Source organism: Rhodococcus aetherivorans (genome assembly GCF_025722975.1).
Classification (GTDB): Bacteria; Actinomycetota; Actinomycetes; order Mycobacteriales; family Mycobacteriaceae; genus Rhodococcus; species Rhodococcus aetherivorans.
In genome coordinates this window covers 2,797,613-2,813,813 of sequence record NZ_CP106982.1, presented here as the reverse complement: position 1 = coordinate 2,813,813, position 16,201 = coordinate 2,797,613, and the positions used below count along the sequence as shown (strand labels likewise).

The window sequence follows — 16,201 nt, the reverse complement described above, 5'->3', positions numbered from 1 at the left end:
AAGGGACCACGAGGTCCTCCAGCCTCAAACCGCTCGGGCTTGGCAGGGTTCACTCAACGAAGCGCAGCTTCCCCTAGGGTGTCAGCATGGCAGAAATCGACGCGCGCAGCCGAAGTCCATTCAGGTTCTCTACGACTGGTACGTGAACGGTCGACTCATGGTCAATAGGCGATATCAAAGGAAGCTGGTCTGGACCCTGGATGAAAAACGCGAACTAATTCAGTCCATCCGAAAGAACTATCCAATACCCTCCATCCTCGTAGCCGAGATACCAGGGAATCAGTACGAGATTATCGACGGACTGCAGCGGCTATTCAGCATTTTTTCCTTCATCGAGAATGCGTACTCCACAAAAGACGAGCTATTTTTCGATATTGAGGAGTTCCCGTCCGCTAAATCGAGGTCTGAAACAAAACCCTTTTCCGACATTGGCACTGGAGCCAAAATAAGTCGGGCCGAGGTAGTCAATATCATCGGCTACAACGTACCGATATCCATTCTGCGAGGCGCATCAGACGATGAAATTGATGAGGTGTTTCGTCGAATAAATACCTATGGTCGACAACTAAGCGATCAAGACCGCCGCCAATCCGGTGTCCAAGACAGCTTTGCCAACATGGTGAGAACTCTTTCATCCGCATTCCGCGGAGACTCGTCCTCGGACTTGATAGGTCTTGACATTATGCCGTCAATTAGCATCGATCTCCCCAAAACAAATCATGGGTACGGAATCCAGTCCGATCAAACTTTCTGGGTTAAAGAGGGAATCCTTCGATCGACAGATCTCCGGGATAGCGAAGACGAACAGTGCCTTTCCGATATAGCAGCATGCATCGTCGGAGGCCAACTAATTAGGCGCTCCAAGGATGCGCTCGACGAGATATACAATCAGGGAAGCCCGGAAAACAATCGCATGCGGGAGGCTCTGGCCTTCTACGGAGCCGAGAAGTTCAGCGAGGAGTTGCACTACTGCGTCGAGGAGATCCAGAAGTGTTGCGAAGCTGAGGGTTACACTCGAATGCGGAACCTGCTATTTGAGACACCGAGTAACAACAGCTTCTCTGCGGTATTCGCCGCTATCGTGATCGCATTCCACCGAGTTCTAATCCAGAGGCGGCGTCGAATTTCTGACTACGGAGCAGTCAAGAAGGCCCTGAAGAATATAAATAGGAGGATAGATACCGGGCGCGGCTCGACAACCGTAGCAGAACGCGAAAAGAACATATCTGCAATAGTCGGATTAATCGAGCCTAGTACGGTTTCGGACGATCTTTCATCCGTATACACGAATCACTCGTTCATTCAGATCGATGAACGCATTCAACGCTCGCAGATCGAGTCTTCCGGATATGAACTCAAACAAGGCCTACTGACGTTGTCGCCCCATAATCGCGGAATTGACGCCTCGATAATCGACAAAGTCTGCAAGAATATTTGCGCAATTGCGAATAATGGACCCGATCAGGACGGTACCATCATCCTTGGTGTGGCGGACAAAGAGGAAGACGCCAGGAGAGTCGAGTCACTCGACCAAATCCTGGCCAAACCCGTCGGCAAGAAGTACGTGGTCGGACTTAACAGGGAAGCCAAATTCCTAGGAATTTCACCGGAGGACTATTTCTCCAAGTGGCGGAATGGCATTGCTGGCTCAGCCCTGAGTGATCCACTCAAGAAAGATGTACTGTCTAATATTTCCTGGAATAACTATCATGGATACGGACTAATTGTCATAGCGGTTCCGAAACAAAAACAACTCTCCTTCTTCGGGGACGCTATCTATGCGAGAGAAGGCGACAATCTCCGGTCGATTACAGGCCCGAAGGATATTGCAGGGTTAGCAGCAAGATTCCAATAGCGAGAATTCTCGGCAGTCCCTCTCACTGGGACTGCCGAGAAAATGGCAGCCCACTTCTCCAACTACCCTCATCACAACCGATAGGAATGCCATTCAGTGGTGACGCCAATGACGCTCAACCTTTGGTGGCTCTTCGCAGTTGGTAGGGGCGTGATGTTGTCCGACCCCGTGCCGTGTCGGTGATTGAAAAAGGGCCCGCGCCCTTGTGAGCTGGGTGTTCTTCAGGCAACCAGACCAGCAAGGAACGCGGGCATGCTCCACAGTAGTGGTTCACTGCTGCTCGATCTCGACGGCGTCGTCGTCGAATCGGTGCGGCGCGTCGCCGACGGCAGTCGGACCTGAGTTAGGACATTTCGCTTAGTACCCCGCTTCGAACCCGAGGCGAGACAGAATTTCCTGGTCGGCGGCCGGGATCTGCGGCGGGAAGTCCTGGACGGCGGCGTTGATCGCGATCGTCGAGGTCCGCAGCGGCCGCAGTTGTTTGACCACTCGTGCGATCGCGACACCGGTCCGGTCCTGAACACAGCGCGCGACTGCCAATGCCGCGAACACGATGGTCAGGTGTGCTTCGATCGCGTCGCGGGTGCGGTGGAACATCGGCCGTGCCCGCAGATCGGTCTTCGACATCCGAAACGACTGCTCGACATGCCAGAGATCGTGGTACTTGCCGATCACCTCACCCGGTTCCATCAGCGTGACCGGAATGTTGGTCACGTATCCCTTCAGGCCGACGAGGGACCGGGCCCTGCCCAGGGCGGCATCATCGAGTTGCTGACCGGCCGTGGTGGTCTTGACGAACCGAGTGGCCTTGGCTTTCTTCGTGCCGTCGACGACCGCCTTCGCCCGCGCTTCCTGCGCATTGAGGGTTTGGTTGTCGCGCACGGCGCGTTTGCGGGTGTACTGCCAGATCGCCCGCCACGAGGTGGGGTGCCGCACCGGATCCCAGACCGGTTCGGCTCGTCTCTTCACGGTGTTGACGACACTGCGGGCGTGCCGGGGTGTGACGGTGTCGATGATCTGCCCGTCGGTGAACACATCACCGTGCCAATGGAAATGAGACGTCAGATCAGCGGGCGCCTTCGTCACCCGGGAGCCGACGATGAACTTCAGGCCCGCCTCGTCGAGCGCGGTCAGGTTCGAGGCGGAGAGCATGCCGGCGTCGGCGGCGATGACCATCTCCACACCGTCGACGCCGTGGCGGGTCTGGAACTGGCGCACGATCGGGATCAGGGTGTGGGTTTCGGCCTTGTTGCCCTCGAAACAACCGATCTCCAAGGGGAAGCCGGTTCGATCGACGAGCAGTCCCACCACGATCTGTGGATCGACCCGCCGCTCCTTGCTGTAGCCGACCTTGCGCAGGTCGTCTTCCTTCTCGGCCTCGAAGTACAAGGTCGTCACATCGAACAGCAACAACCCCAACCCGCCGGTGGCGGCGGCGTATTCGAAGCAGCGGCGGGCGATCCGATCCCGGTAGTCACCGGTGAGGATCTGCGCGAGGTGGCGTTGAATCGTTTTGTACGACACGGTGTCCGCACCGAGATCGTCGAGGACACGCAGGGCATCGATCTTCGAGGTCGGTTCGACGATGCGTGCGATCACCAGATCCTTGAACACCGCATCGTCGAGGACGTCGAAGCCGAGCCGGTCGTAGACCGAGGCGAGTACGTCGTAGAGCAGCCGGGCGGTGGTGCGCACGGTCCGGCCCGGACCGGCAACCTCCCGACCCGCCGTGGGCGGCGACACGGATAGCTGTCCGGTGCGCCAGTCGGCGACGTCGGCGATCTGCTCGACCGGTGACGGTACGTCGAGCTCGAGCATGCCTTGGTCGCCGTGCAGGAGGTTGCGGGCTCTTTCGAGAAGGATGCCCAGCTCGACGTCGGTGTGCGCGGATCCGACGTGCGCGATGATCTCGTGGCGGCCCCGATGTTTGCGCACGAGCTGCACCGCGACCGCGCCGGATGCGGTGCGCACTTTCCGCACGAATGCCACCGCCCGAACCTACCCGCTTAGTGTCCCGATCGGCTTTCGCGGGATCACGAAGGCGCAGGTGACGAGCCTGCCGAGCCTTCTACCCGCCAGTAATGTCCCAACTCAGGTCGAATCGGTGCGGCGCGTCGCCGACGGCAGTCGGATCGTCCGGCTCGGCACCGACCCTCGGTGGGTCGGCGTGTGCCCGCAGTGCGGGCAGAAGTCGACACGGTCGAAGGGCTGGGTCACCACCCGTCCCCGCGATGTGCGGGTCGGCCCCGACCGTCCCCGACTCGAATGGTCTAAGCGGAAGTGGTTGTGCACCAACACCTCATGCGAGCGGAAGGTGTTCACCGAGTCGGTGCCGGGCATCCCGGCCCGTGCCCGGGTCACCCCGCGGGCGAAGACGATGATGGCCGCGGCCGTCCTCGACGACGACCGTTCGGTGGCCGCCGTCGCCGCCGAGTACCGGTGTGGGTGGCACACCGTCCACGATCGGGTCGTCACCGTCGCCGACACCACACTCGACGACGAGCCCGGGCCGGTGACCGTCCTCGGCATCGACGAGACTCGCCGCGGCAAGGCGAGGTGGGAGACCGACCCGGTCACCGGCGCCCGGCGGTGGGTGGACCGGTGGGACACCGGCCTGGTCGACATCGCCGGCGATCGGGGCCTGCTCGCGCAGGTCAACGGCCGCAGCTCGGCGGCGGTGATCGACTGGCTCGATGCACGCGACGAGCAGTGGCGCACGCAGATCACCCACGTCACGATCGACCTGTCGAGCGTGTACGCCAAGGCGGTGCGCGAGGCCTTGCCGCACGCCCAGCTGGTGGTCGACCGGTTCCACCTGGTCAAGAAGGCCAACGAGGTCGTCGATGCGGTGCGCCGACGGGTCACCCATACCCAGCGGGGCCGGCGCGGCCGCAAGAGCGATGTGGAGTGGATCAACCGCCGCCGGCTGCTGCGCGGCGCCGAGACCCTCACCGGCGAGCAGCGGACCGAGCTGTTCACCAAGCTGCTCGCCGCCGACCCGAGCGAGGAGATCGCCGCCGCCTGGATCGCGAAGGAGCTGCTGCGCGATCTGCTGGCCTGCACCGCCCGTGGTGGGCTGCGGCACGAGATCCGGGCCGCGCTGTATCGGTTCTACAAGTTCTGCGCCGCCTGCTCGGTGCCCGAGGTCACCGCGCTGGCCCGCACCGTCGAGACCTGGCAGGACCCGATCGTCCGAGCGATCGAGACGGGCCTGTCGAACGCGCGCAGCGAGGGCTTTGGGCCGGATCGTCAAGCACGTCGGGCGGATCGCGTTCGGGTTCCGCAATCCCGAGAATCAACGGCGCCGGGTACGATGGGCCTGCACCCGCCGCTCCCGGCGGAGCACACCCAGCCGGCATCAATGCCACTGCTAACTGCGAAGAGCCCCTTTGGTCCATAGGTGCCTTAAGATTCCCATTCCCGTGGATGGGAATCATTGGCACCTATGGCGGAGTCTATGGTCCACACCCACGATCCGCCCTTGCCATACCCCCGCCGTTCGGTGCTGACGCCGGCCCGCTTCCGCGCCTTCTTCACCGCATTGTCCACGAGCCCCGCGGCTCGGGTCGCCTTGAGCACGTCCGCCGCCGGCGCCGAACCACCGCACTCGATCAGGTAGCCGCGAATCACCGTGGTGATCTCGTCGCGTTCCTCTGCGTCCTCGTCGGGGCCGTTGAGTAGCTCGCGAGCATCGCGGCTTGTCTCTCCCAGCCATCGCAGAGCTCCTACTTCTGTTTCACCATTGTCGGTCCCGACGGCAGTTGAGACGATCTCGCCCTCCATAGACCGGATCCGCGGCGCGAGGTTGGCCTTGGTGTTGGTGACGAAAAGATGCCCCGAATCGTCGTCCTTGGCGACCGACAGCACCGAACGCGCAACCTGCGACCACGCGATCGAACCGAGGATCAACTTGCCCGTATCCGCTCCGTCCCGTTTGCCGAAGTGACAGAGGCCGAACACGACGCAGCCCTGCCGGGCGGCGAGCTGGGCGAGAGGCTCGAGATACTGGCGGACTGCCCGGTCGTCCCGGCCCGACAAGTCCGCCGACATCGACGACGTGGCCGCATCGAGCACGACGAACGCGACGTGCTCCTTCGCGATGATCCGCTCGAGCGCGAGATTGTCGAGCGGGAGCACAAGAGTGCCGGCATCGGTGTGCGCAGTCTCGACGTCGACGAACAGGACTCGGCTCATGTCGGCACCAGCCGCTTTGAGTCTCGGGGCGACGGTGAACTCTCGGGAATCCTCGGAGTGCACGTACAGCACGTTCCGAGGTGTGCCGTGCAGTTCCCCTTCCAGCGTGCCGCGGGTGATCTGCGCGCACAGTGCTGCGGCGATCGTCGACTTGCCGAGGCCTTCCCTACCGGCAAGAAGCGTCAACGACCCGGCAGGAATCCAGTCCTCGATCACCCAGCGCACGCGCTGGAGCTTCACGTCCGAACCGCGGGTGACCTTCAGTCGCCGGCCTGCCCTACCTCCGACATCGATCGGCACGAGCTCATTGAGGCCATGGCCCGCCGCGACATGGTCTGCCGCATCCTTGCCGGTCGCCGCCTGGACTATCGCCACACCCGCAGCGATCGGCTCGACAATCTCGTACACCTGCAGCGCATGCTTACGGCCGGGCTCATCGTCGTCGGCGACGATCATCACGGTGTGGCCGGCCAGTGGAGACCAATCGAACAGGCCGGCCTTACCAGCTCCCATCGCCGGGGACACCGCAGTGGCACCGACGGACTCCATTGCCAGCACATCTTTCTCGCCCTCGACTACGTAGACCGGATCGCCGGTTCGGTGGTCGTCGAGACGCTCGGCCCGGAACAGGTCACGGCCCTTGGTGTTCCCGGATTGGCTGAATCTCTTACGCCCGCGGTCGTCGTAGCTGCGGAACACGGTCCGACCGTCGCGGTATGCGTAGGAAGTACCCGCAGGGTTGTCGAACAGGTCGGACAGGGTCAGACCCAACACATCCAGAACAGCGGCCTTGTCGTCTGCGTGCGAGTTCATGAGCACCTGGCCCGCAATCTGCCGGAAGGTCACGGACCTATCGGCGGCCGAGTGCCCGGGAGCTTGCGCTGCTGCAGTGCTGTCGGGGCCGTCTCGCCACACCAGGCCGTGTTCGAGCCAGCGATCCCGGAGTCGGTCGAGCGCGGTCATAGTGGAACCGGACGATCTGCGATTGGTGTGCATACCTATGTCTTTCGGACACCCCCGAAGAGCCGGCATCGATCGGATACCGGCCCCTCGGGGTAGTGGTCAATGGAGCTGCGCGCAGCCGACTTTCGTCACTGGATCAGTTGTGCCCCGGCCTGGTTCAGCGAGCACATCGCAGGTACCGTCATGGTTGACCTGCCTTTCTGGTGATTGGTTCGGTTCGATGCGCCGTCGGCGGGACCCGGAGCTCCAACTCCCCCGCCGGCGGCGATGTTCGTGCCGTAGTCCTCATTGGGATCCACCGGCGAACTGCTCGTTCTCCCAGGCAACGCAATCGCTGAGCTTGTAGCGCGCGTGCCGGCCGATCCTGGCGAAACGCGGACCCCTCCCCTGACTCGCCCACTGCGCGAGCGTCTTCGCGGGCACCCTCAGCCTATCGGCAACTTCTTGCCGGGTGAGCCATCTATCCTCGCCGGTCTGCATCTCGACTCCTTGAATGGGACTAGTTGCGAACTGTCCCGACAAGAAGTAGCACGTCGAGAGTTCGAGATCAAGACTCTCTGTCGGGACTGTTCGCGATGTGTCAAACTGGTCGCCATGCCGAGCTTCACGACAACGAACGGTCCACTCCCTGAGAACTCCGGATGGTCGCTGTACGGCGGTCGCCTGTTCGCCCAGGTGCCTGCGCGAATCACCGCAACTTCGACCGACGACGACGTCGAACCCCTCGAACACCACGTCGAGTTGGAGATCGATGTGGTCGAGGGTCGACTTGCCTGCACCGAACTTCGCGCAGTCAGGACCGAGGACGGTCCACCGATCACCTCGGACCATCTGCGCCGCATTCCCGTCAGCAGCTGGGTCGAACTGGCCGCCGAGAAACTTCGCGTCGTGCAGGCCATCGAACCCGATCCGGATGGAAAGTCTTTCCGGTCAATCGATTTCGCCTGGCCGTCGACGGAGTTCGTCGACGATGGCCCGACCGAGGAAGCACTCGAATCGATTTCGCAGATCTTCGCGTTCTGCATGGCCACGGGACAGAAGCCGATTGCCGTACTCACGCGCGAGTACGGCCTCACCAAGCAGACCGCGTCACGCTGGATCGCGACGGCGAAACGACGTGGGATTCTCGTCGAAGAACATCGGAAGGTCGAAGGCGATGGCGCGGGGTAGACCCCCGCTGCGCATCGGGCAGCACGGCAAGATCACACGCAAGGATCTCGGCCGCGGAGTCTGGCTCGCACGATGCAGGTTCCGTGACGACGACGGCGTGGTTCGCATCGTCGAGCGCCGCACCCCGCCCGGACGACGCGACCCGTACGGCAAGCTCGCCGAGGACGAGTTGCTCGAACACCTCGGGTCACGACGCACGCCAAGCGAGGACGAGGTGACGAGCGCGACGACGATCGCAGCACTCGTCCGGACGTACCTTGCACGCCTCGAAGAGGAGGGCCGAGCCGCCGCAACGATCGACACCTACAAGTTCGCGGCAGGGAAGCTCGAGAGCAAGCTCGGCGGTGTCCGGGTGGGCGAAGCCACCGCTCGCCGCGTGGACACCGCGATACGGGCGATGAGCAAGGCGCACGGGCCGACGATGGCGCGACAGGCGAAGACGATTCTGCGTGGTGCGCTCGGCCTCGCAGTCCTTGCGGGCGCACTCGACAGCAATCCCGTTCGAGACGTCTCCCCGATCAAGTCCAAGACGCCACCGGCAGGTGCTCGCGCACTCACCGCCGACGAGCTGCGCGCACTGCTGGTCGCGCTCGGCGAATCCGAGTACTGCAAGGCGAACGATCTCGTCGACCCGATCACGCTCCTCATCGCGACCGGTCTCCGACGCTCGGAACTGCTCGCACTTCGTTGGGTAGACGTCGACGACGAAGCGGGAACGGTCGCGGTGACCGGCAAGGTTGTGCGTGCAAAGGGCGCCGGCTTGCAGCGCGTGCAAGCCGCGAAGACCGCCGCTGGGCTGCGAACCATCCCGCTGCCGACGTTCGCGATGGAGGTGCTCGAGCGTCGCGCAGCTCAGCCGCAGCAAGGAACGCTGGGGATGATCTTCCCGTCGACCGCCGGCACGCTTCGCGATCCGAACAACTTCGGCAAGCAGTGGCGCAAGGTCCGCGACGATCTCGGGGTCGAGGACACCACGACCCACAGTTTCCGGAAGTCCGTGGCCACCCTGATCGACGAGGAGGGTCTGTCGCCCCGCGTCGGAGCCGATCACCTCGGACATCGACACGTCTCCATGACCATGGACCGGTACATGTCCCGGGGCCGGACGCACTCCGCAGTCGCCCGGTTGCTGGACCGCGTCGTGGCCGAAAAAGATGAATAAATGATGGATCGGTCCACCGAAGTGAACCGAAACACCCTTTGACGTGGGGCGGGCGGGGCTCGAACCCGCGACCAATGGATTATGAGTCCACGGCTCTAACCGACTGAGCTACCGCCCCGTCCGCGCGCATCCGGAGGTACGCGACGTGTGGCGAATGCTACCGGCTGCGGCGGCCGGCCCGCGTCGCGGGTCACCCCCGTGTCGCCCGGCGCGGGCTGTCGCCGACCCGTCGCGGCGGCACCACACGGCTCCTGTAATTTCCGTCACACTCAGCGTCTTTCGTGGCGGCGCAGACGAGAAAACCCCTCCCACCCGAGATCGGGTGGGAGGGGTTTTCTTGGAGCTCCCCCGGCTGGACTCGAACCAGCAACCGTTCGATTAACAGTCGAATGCTCTGCCAATTGAGCTACAGGGGATTGTCCTGCGGTGCTCCGCCGTTTCCCGCGGTGCGTGAAGAACTGTAGCGCCCCACCCGACGCGGCACCAAATCGCCTGCCTGTGAGCCCGAGGGCGAGGATCGGGCAGGATGGGTGGGACGTTGACACGGCTGAATGGAGACGACGTTGATCGGACTGTTGGTGGGGGTTGCCGCGGGCTACGTCCTGGGGACACGGGCGGGCCGCGCCCGGTACGAACAGCTCAGCAGGACGGCGAAGGCGGTCGCGGGTAGTCCGGTGACGAAGAAGGCGATCGAGGTGAGCCGGCAGAAGCTGGCCGACTCGCTCAGCCCGGAGCCGAAGCTCGAGCCGATGAAGCCGCTCGACGAGCAGACCACGATCCTCGTCCCCCGCGACCAGTTGCGGCGGTGACGCGGGTGGCGTGAGTTCAGCCGGCCAGGCCGTCGCCGCTGGTGTCGCCGATGGCCTGGTCGAGCAGGCTGCGCCGGTACTGCTCGAGCGCAACGAGGTCCCCGAGCAACGAGTGGAACTCGTCGGATTCGGTGGCCGGGGAGATGCGCTGCAGTTTGGACTTGAGTTCGGCGACCTGCTCCCCCACCCAGACCTCCTGCAGCCGGGCGAGGACCCCGCCGATGTAGCGGGGCATCCGGTCCTCCTCCGCGGGCAGCGGGTCCACCGCGAGTTCCATGACCAGCGAGTGCACCATCGGGTCGGTGGCGGCGCGCCCGACGGCGTCCACCCATTCCGCGCCGCCGAGTCCCGCGCTCGTCCCGCCGACCGCGGCCACAGCCTCGCGCACCGCCGCGTAGGCCGGGTCGGTGAACGTCTCGGCGGGCAGCGAATCGAACACGGTGCCGGCGATGCCGGGGTACTGCAGCGCCGCCTTGAGGGCGTCGCGCTGCGGCCACAGCGCCGGATCGTTGGGGCGGGGCCGGCGCAGGACCGTGCCCGCCGCGGCCGTCTCCGCCCGCTGTTGCGGCGCGGCGGTGCGCGGCTTCTCGTCGCCGCCGCGGGCGACGCGCCGGGACTCGTCCTGCACGCGCCGGCGCACGGCCGGAATGTCGTCCCAGCCCACCCAGTGCGACAGCTGCACCGCGTAGCTGTCGCGCAGCGTGCGTTCCTTGATCCGGGCCACCACGGGAACCGTGCGGCGCAGCGCCTCCACCCGCCCCTCGGCGGTGTCGAGGTTGTGTTCGGTGAGGATCGACTTGACGACGAACTCGAACATCGGGGTGCGCCGGGCGACGAGGTCGCGCACCGCCCCGTCGCCGGACTTCTGCCGCAGCTCGCACGGATCCATGCCCTGGGGCGCGATCGCGACGAACGTCTTGGCCGTGGTCTTCTGGTCGCCCTCGAACGCCTTCATCGCCGCGGCCCGGCCCGCTGCGTCGCCGTCGAAGGTGTAGATGATCTCACCGCGGAAGTAGCTGTCGTCCATGAGCAGGCGCCGCAGCATCGCCAGGTGCTCGTCGCCGAATGCGGTACCGCACGCGGCCACAGCGGTTTTCACGCCCGACAGGTGCATCGCCATGACGTCGGTGTAGCCCTCGACGATCACGGCCTGGTGCGCCTTGGCGATCTCCCGCTTGGCCAGGTCCAGGCCGAACAGCACCTGAGACTTCTTGTAGAGCAACGTTTCCGGGGTGTTGACGTACTTCGCCGTGAGCGTGTCGTCGTCGAACAGCCGACGGGCACCGAAACCGATGACGTCGCCGGCGAGATTGCGGATCGGCCACAGCAGCCGCCGGTGGAACCGGTCGATGGGTCCGCGGCGCCCCTGTTTGGACAGCCCGGCGGCCTCGAGCTCGGCGAACTCGAAGCCACGGGTGAGCAGGTGCTTGGTGAGGGCATCCCAACCGTCGGGGGCGTAACCGCACCCGAACACCTCGGCCGCGGACTCGTCGAAGCTGCGCTCGGTCAGGTAGTCCCGCGCCGCCTGCGCGCCGGGCGTACGCAGCTGCTCGGCGTAGAACTCCTGCGCGGCCGCGTTGGCGGCGACGAGCCGGGCGCGGGTGCCCCGGTCGCGCTGCACCGACGGACCGCCGCCCTCGTAGTTGAGGGTGTAGCCGACCCGGTCGGCGAGCTGCTCGACGGCCTCGACGAAGCTGATGTGCTCGATCTTCTGCAGGAACGAGTACACGTCGCCGCCCTCGCCGCAGCCGAAGCAGTGGAAGTGACCGTGGTTGGGGCGGACGTGGAAGGACGGGGACTTCTCGTCGTGGAAGGGACACAGCCCCTTCATCGAGTCGGCGCCGCCGCGCCTGAGGGCGACGTACTCGCCGACGATGTCCTCGATCCGGACGCGGTCGCGGACGGCCGCGATGTCTCTGTCTGAAATACGCCCGGCCACGACGACGAGTCTAGGCGCTACCCCCAACTCGCCTGAGCGGCGAGGCTGTCGCGGTCGATCCGTTCGAGCCGGGCCTCGGTGCACGAGGCGATCTGGTCGACGATCACCCGCATGCGGGCGGCGTCGTCGACGGCGGCGTCCCACAGCGGCACGAAGAACGGGTCGAGGCCGACCGGCGCCGTGCGCATCAGCCATTCGGCGACGCGGTGGATCCGTTCACGTTGCCGTTCCTGACGCTGCCGGTGGGCGGCGTCGGACATCACGAACTGCAGGGCCATGGTCTTGAGCAGCGCCACCTCGGACGCGACGACGGGCGGAACGACGAGGTCGGCGTCGTAGCGGGTGACGGGCCGGTCGCCGGTGACGGCACGGGTGCCGATGATCGCTGCCGTCGCGAATCGGCCGACGAGCTCGCTCGTGAGGCGCTTGAGTGCCACCGAGCACGCGAGGCTGCCGTCGTAGGTGTCCACGGCCTGGACCACCGGCATCTGCGACAGTCGCTTCGCCGCCTCCACCAGCTCGTTCGGGTCCAGGCCGGAGAACTCGCGCATGCCGAGATCGACGAGCGTGTTCACCGACGCCGGGTCGGTGAGCACACGCAGGTCGATCCGTCCGTCGATGACGCCGTCCTCGACGTCGTGGACGGAGTAGGCGACGTCGTCGGACCAGTCCATGATCTGGGCCTCGAGGCACTTGCGCCGGTCGGGCGCGCCGTCGCGCACCCAGGCGAGGACCTCGGCGTCGTCGTCGTAGGCACCGAACTTCGCGCCGGGCGCCGGGCGGGTCCACGGGTACTTCAGCGTCGCGTCGAGTGTCGCGCGCGTGAGGTTCAGACCGGCGCTCGTGCCGTCGGGGTGGAGGATCTTCGGCTCGAGGCACGTGAGGATCCGCAGATTCTGCGCGTTGCCCTCGAACCCTCCGCAGCTCGCGGCCACCTCGTCGAGGGCGCGTTCCCCGTTGTGGCCGTACGGCGGGTGTCCGATGTCGTGCGCGAGGCCGGCGAGGTCCACCAGGTCGGGGTCGCAGCCGAGGCCCTCGGCGATGCTGCGGCCGATCTGGGCGACCTCGATCGAGTGGGTGAGCCGGGTGCGCGGAGTGTCACCGTCGCGGGGGCCGACCACCTGGGTCTTGTCGGCGAGCCGTCGCAGCGCAGCGCTGTGCTGGACGCGGGCACGGTCCCGCGCGAACGGCGTACGGCTCGCGGTCGCCGGCTCGGCACCGGCGAGCGCCGACACCTTCGGGACCTCGGCGACGCGCCGCTCGAGTTCGTGTTCGCTGTAGCCCGGCATCACGTCCTCCTTCACTGCGCGGCCGTGTAGGGGAAGTCCGCCGAGTCGTGGGTGAGCTGGTACCAGATCAGCGCGCCCGTCTCGCGGGCGATCCCGTGCAGCTGCGACTCCCGGGTGTACACGGCGGGGCCGGTGCGGGTCGGCGCGGTCCACGCGTCGAGACCGGCGTCGCGGGCCATGGTGCGAGTGCGCAGCGAATGCCACGGATCGCTCACCAGCACCGCGGAGTGCAGTCCCTGCCCGGCCATCTCCCGGCTGACCGCCTCGACGCTGAGCAACGTGTCCGACCCCTCTTCGACGGCGGTGATCGCCGACTCCGGCACTCCCTGCGCGATCAGGTAGTTCTTGCCGGACGCCGCCTCGGTGAACAGGTCGCCCTCCTGCTTGCCGCCGACGGTGACGATCCGCTCGGCCACCCCGTTCTCGTACAGGGTGAGGGCCTGGTCGAGCCGGGCCTGGAACACCGACGACGGGGTGCCGGAGTACTGGGCGGCGCCGAGGACCACGATGGCGTCGGCCCGGCTCCAGTCGTCGATGCGCGCCACCTGCCACACGCGGACCGCGGTTCCGGCGAGGACGGCGATCGCCGCGAGCAGCACCCCGAGCACCAGCCGGCGCGTCCAGCGCGCGACGCCCGCACCGAACCCGCGCGGGGGTTCGGGCAGGGACGGGGCCGGGCGTGGGCGGGCTGCGGTACTCACTCCCCGATTCTGCCAGTGTTCCGAGCGCGCCCACCCGGCGACGCGCCACGGGCGACAGCGCATGCGAGCCGATAGATTCGACGCATGTCACCGTATTCGGTCGCCGTCCGGCCGCTTCCGGCCCGCCCGCTCCGCCGCTCGCTGTCGATGTCGGTGCCGATCCTGCTCGCGGCCCTGGCCTGGCTGGTGCTGCCCGGTTCGGCGACGGCCGAGCCGCCCTTCCGGCTTCCCCAGCCGATCACCGACACCGCCGGAGTACTGGATCCGGCGGCGACGGCGCAGATCCAGCAGGCAGCAGACGCGCTCTACGCCGAGCACGGGGTGCAGTTGTGGGTGGCGTACGTGCCGACGTTCTCCGGACTGTCGTCCGACGACTGGACCGAGCGGACTGCGCAGGCCAGCAACTTCGGGACGGACACGGCCCTGCTCGCCGTGGCCACGCAGGACCGCGAGTACGCGCTGTGGACGCCGAACGCCCTGTCCGGGGTCACCGCGTCCGAACGGGACGCCATCAGCGCGGACCGGATCGTGCCGCAGTTGCGCAGCCAGGACTGGGCCGGGGCCGCGGTGGCGGCGGCCGAGGGTCTCGACGCGGCGTTGTCGGCGTCGGGTTCCGGCTCCGGCACCACGCTGCTCGTCGGCGGCGGAGTGATCGCGGCCGGGGCCGGGGGGGTGTACCTGTACTCCCGGCGCGCGAAGCGCAAGCGGGCCGAGGCGGGCGCCCAGGCGGCGGCGGCCACCGACCCGACCGACACCGACGCGCTGCGCGAGCTGCCGCTCGAGGGCCTCGAGCTGTACGCCCAGAAGATCCTGGTCGAGACGGATAACGCCGTTCGCTCGAGCGCCGAGGCGCTCGAGCTGGCGCGCGGAGAGTTCGGCGATGCCGCGGTCCAGCCGTTCGACCGCGCCTATCGACAGGCGCAGTCGGCTCTGGCGTCCGCGTTCGAGATCCGGCAGCGGCTCGACGACGCCATCCCCGAGACGCCCCAGCAGCAGCGCGACATGCTCGTGCAGTTGATCTCGTCGTGCGGCCAGGCCGACCGGGAACTCGACGCGCAGGTCGAGGCGTTCGACCGGATGCGCGACCTCCTGCTCGACGCACCCGCCCGCCTCGACGCGCTCACACAGCGCGCGATCGCGTTGCGCGCGCGGTTGCCCCAGGCCGAGGCGACGCTGACCGAACTGCGAACGGAGTTCCCGGCCGGCGCGCTCGCCCCGATCACGGACAACGTGACGCTGGCGCAGGACGAGATCGAGTTCGCCGAGAAGTCCGTCGATCAGGGCCGCACCGCGGTGGCACGTCCCGTCGGCGAGCAGGGCGACGCCGTGCGAGCCATCCGCGAAGCGGAGGGTGCTCTCGGGCACGCTGCCACGATGCTCGACGCAGTCGACCACGCCGCCGACGACATCCGGCGGGCGATCGCGACGTTGCCGGCCGCGATGGCCGACGCCGCACAGGGCATCGCCGACGCCGAACAGCTCGCCGCCGCGGGTGGTGCGGAACTCGCCGAGGCCCGCAAGGCCGCGCAGGCGGCCCTCGACCACGCCCGGGCGGACATGAACACCGACCCGCTGGGCAGTTTCACCCGGGTCGTGGAAGCGGACGCACGACTCGACGCGCTGCGCGATCGGACCCGTCAGGCGCAGGAGGAGGCGCAGCGCACCCGCCGGCGCCTCGAACAGGATCTGGGGGCGGCTCGATCGCAGGTCACCGCCGCGGCGGACTTCATCGGGACGCGGCGCGGTGTGATCGGCGCCGAGGCCCGCACCCGGCTGTCCGAGGCGCAGCGCCACCTGGACGCCGCGCAGCGGCTCGCCGCGCAGGAACCGGGGCAGGCGCTGCAGCACGCTCAGGCGGCCGCGACCCTCGCGGCGAACGCGCTGCGCGCAGCGCAGAACGACGTGCAGCGCTGGGAGCGTCAGCAGCGTCCGCCCCGCGGCGGCGCCTCCGGCGGCAATATCGCGGGTGCGGTGCTCGGCGGAATCCTCATCAACAGCATCCTGACCGGTGGCCGCGGGGGCGGCTTCGGGGGCGGGGGCTTCGGCGGAGGCGGGGGCTTCGGCGGAGGCGGCGGCTTCGGGGGGTCGAGCGGGGGCCGGTTCTAGTCCCGGCCGCGCA

11 protein-coding genes, 2 tRNA genes and 1 pseudogene are annotated in these 16,201 nt (G+C 66.5%); 6 read left to right on the top strand and 8 right to left on the bottom strand.

All coding sequences use genetic code 11. The annotated features are described in order from the left end of the window. Nucleotides 1-142: 142 nt before the first annotated feature. The gene (locus OCS65_RS12845) at nucleotides 143-1,855 is read left to right on the top strand and encodes a DUF262 domain-containing protein (RefSeq protein ID WP_263510293.1); all 1,713 of its coding nucleotides are present in this window, start codon (nucleotides 143-145) and stop codon (nucleotides 1,853-1,855) included. Between the two features lie 357 nt (nucleotides 1,856-2,212). On the opposite strand, the gene OCS65_RS12840 is transcribed toward OCS65_RS12845, so the two are convergent. Further along, a complete protein-coding gene (locus OCS65_RS12840) occupies nucleotides 2,213-3,844 on the bottom strand; it encodes an IS1634 family transposase (RefSeq protein WP_263509365.1) in 1,632 nt (543 codons plus the stop codon). 58 nt (nucleotides 3,845-3,902) lie between these two features. Here OCS65_RS12840 and OCS65_RS12835 point away from each other — a divergent pair. After that, nucleotides 3,903-5,229 (top strand): annotated as a pseudogene (locus OCS65_RS12835) (ISL3 family transposase). A gap of 31 nt (nucleotides 5,230-5,260) precedes the next feature. Here the strand turns inward: OCS65_RS12835 and OCS65_RS12830 are convergent. Together OCS65_RS12830 and OCS65_RS12825 are read right to left on the bottom strand one after the other, a co-directional pair. Then, nucleotides 5,261-7,012 carry an AAA family ATPase gene (locus tag OCS65_RS12830; RefSeq protein ID WP_263510292.1) on the bottom strand — a complete coding sequence of 584 codons (1,752 nt, stop codon included), beginning with the start codon at nucleotides 7,010-7,012 and terminating at the stop codon, nucleotides 5,261-5,263. 285 nt (nucleotides 7,013-7,297) lie between these two features. Further along, nucleotides 7,298-7,492: a helix-turn-helix transcriptional regulator gene (locus tag OCS65_RS12825; RefSeq protein WP_263510291.1), complete on the bottom strand. Its 195-nt coding sequence runs from the start codon at nucleotides 7,490-7,492 to the stop codon at nucleotides 7,298-7,300. A 114-nt stretch (nucleotides 7,493-7,606) separates the two neighbouring features. Between OCS65_RS12825 and OCS65_RS12820 the strand changes: the two genes are divergently transcribed. Beyond that, entirely contained in the window at nucleotides 7,607-8,182 is a 576-nt protein-coding gene (locus OCS65_RS12820; RefSeq protein ID WP_263510289.1) for a hypothetical protein, read from the top strand. Beyond that, complete coding sequence (locus tag OCS65_RS12815; RefSeq protein WP_263510288.1) at nucleotides 8,169-9,344, top strand: tyrosine-type recombinase/integrase; 1,176 nt, start codon at nucleotides 8,169-8,171, stop codon at nucleotides 9,342-9,344. Before OCS65_RS12820 ends, OCS65_RS12815 begins: the two co-directional genes overlap by 14 nt. Nucleotides 9,345-9,388: 44 nt before the next feature. Here OCS65_RS12815 and OCS65_RS12810 read toward each other — a convergent pair. Both OCS65_RS12810 and OCS65_RS12805 read right to left on the bottom strand, forming a co-directional pair. Further along, nucleotides 9,389-9,462: transfer RNA gene (locus OCS65_RS12810), tRNA-Ile, on the bottom strand. A gap of 225 nt (nucleotides 9,463-9,687) precedes the next feature. Continuing rightward, nucleotides 9,688-9,760 (bottom strand) — tRNA-Asn (locus OCS65_RS12805). Between the two features lie 147 nt (nucleotides 9,761-9,907). Between OCS65_RS12805 and OCS65_RS12800 the strand changes: the two genes are divergently transcribed. Continuing rightward, complete coding sequence (locus OCS65_RS12800) at nucleotides 9,908-10,153, top strand: hypothetical protein (protein WP_010594277.1); 246 nt, start codon at nucleotides 9,908-9,910, stop codon at nucleotides 10,151-10,153. A gap of 16 nt (nucleotides 10,154-10,169) precedes the next feature. On the opposite strand, the gene dnaG is transcribed toward OCS65_RS12800, so the two are convergent. The 3 genes from dnaG to OCS65_RS12785 are packed head-to-tail and all read right to left on the bottom strand — an operon-like array spanning nucleotide 10,170 to nucleotide 14,082. Beyond that, entirely contained in the window at nucleotides 10,170-12,092 is a 1,923-nt protein-coding gene (gene dnaG, locus OCS65_RS12795; protein WP_006947623.1) for a DNA primase, read from the bottom strand. A 17-nt stretch (nucleotides 12,093-12,109) separates the two neighbouring features. After that, the gene (locus OCS65_RS12790; protein ID WP_006947621.1) at nucleotides 12,110-13,381 is read right to left on the bottom strand and encodes a deoxyguanosinetriphosphate triphosphohydrolase; all 1,272 of its coding nucleotides are present in this window, start codon (nucleotides 13,379-13,381) and stop codon (nucleotides 12,110-12,112) included. 11 nt (nucleotides 13,382-13,392) lie between these two features. Continuing rightward, nucleotides 13,393-14,082 (bottom strand): YdcF family protein, encoded by a 690-nt coding sequence (locus OCS65_RS12785; RefSeq protein WP_373566438.1) that lies wholly within the window; start codon nucleotides 14,080-14,082, stop codon nucleotides 13,393-13,395. Between the two features lie 84 nt (nucleotides 14,083-14,166). Here OCS65_RS12785 and OCS65_RS12780 point away from each other — a divergent pair, with 84 nt between their 5' ends. Continuing rightward, entirely contained in the window at nucleotides 14,167-16,188 is a 2,022-nt protein-coding gene (locus OCS65_RS12780) for a TPM domain-containing protein (protein ID WP_050035398.1), read from the top strand. Nucleotides 16,189-16,201 lie beyond the last annotated feature (13 nt).

Excerpts from the sequence above, each read along its gene's own strand:
- OCS65_RS12830 (WP_263510292.1), bottom strand. The coding sequence starts at position 7,012 with ATGACCGCGCTCGACCGACTCCGGGATCGCTGGCTCGAACACGGCCTG.
- OCS65_RS12825 (WP_263510291.1), bottom strand. The coding sequence starts at position 7,492 with ATGCAGACCGGCGAGGATAGATGGCTCACCCGGCAAGAAGTTGCCGAT.
- OCS65_RS12820 (WP_263510289.1), top strand. The coding sequence starts at position 7,607 with ATGCCGAGCTTCACGACAACGAACGGTCCACTCCCTGAGAACTCCGGA.
- OCS65_RS12815 (WP_263510288.1), top strand. The coding sequence starts at position 8,169 with ATGGCGCGGGGTAGACCCCCGCTGCGCATCGGGCAGCACGGCAAGATC.
- OCS65_RS12790 (WP_006947621.1), bottom strand. The coding sequence starts at position 13,381 with ATGCCGGGCTACAGCGAACACGAACTCGAGCGGCGCGTCGCCGAGGTC.
- OCS65_RS12780 (WP_050035398.1), top strand. The coding sequence starts at position 14,167 with ATGTCACCGTATTCGGTCGCCGTCCGGCCGCTTCCGGCCCGCCCGCTC.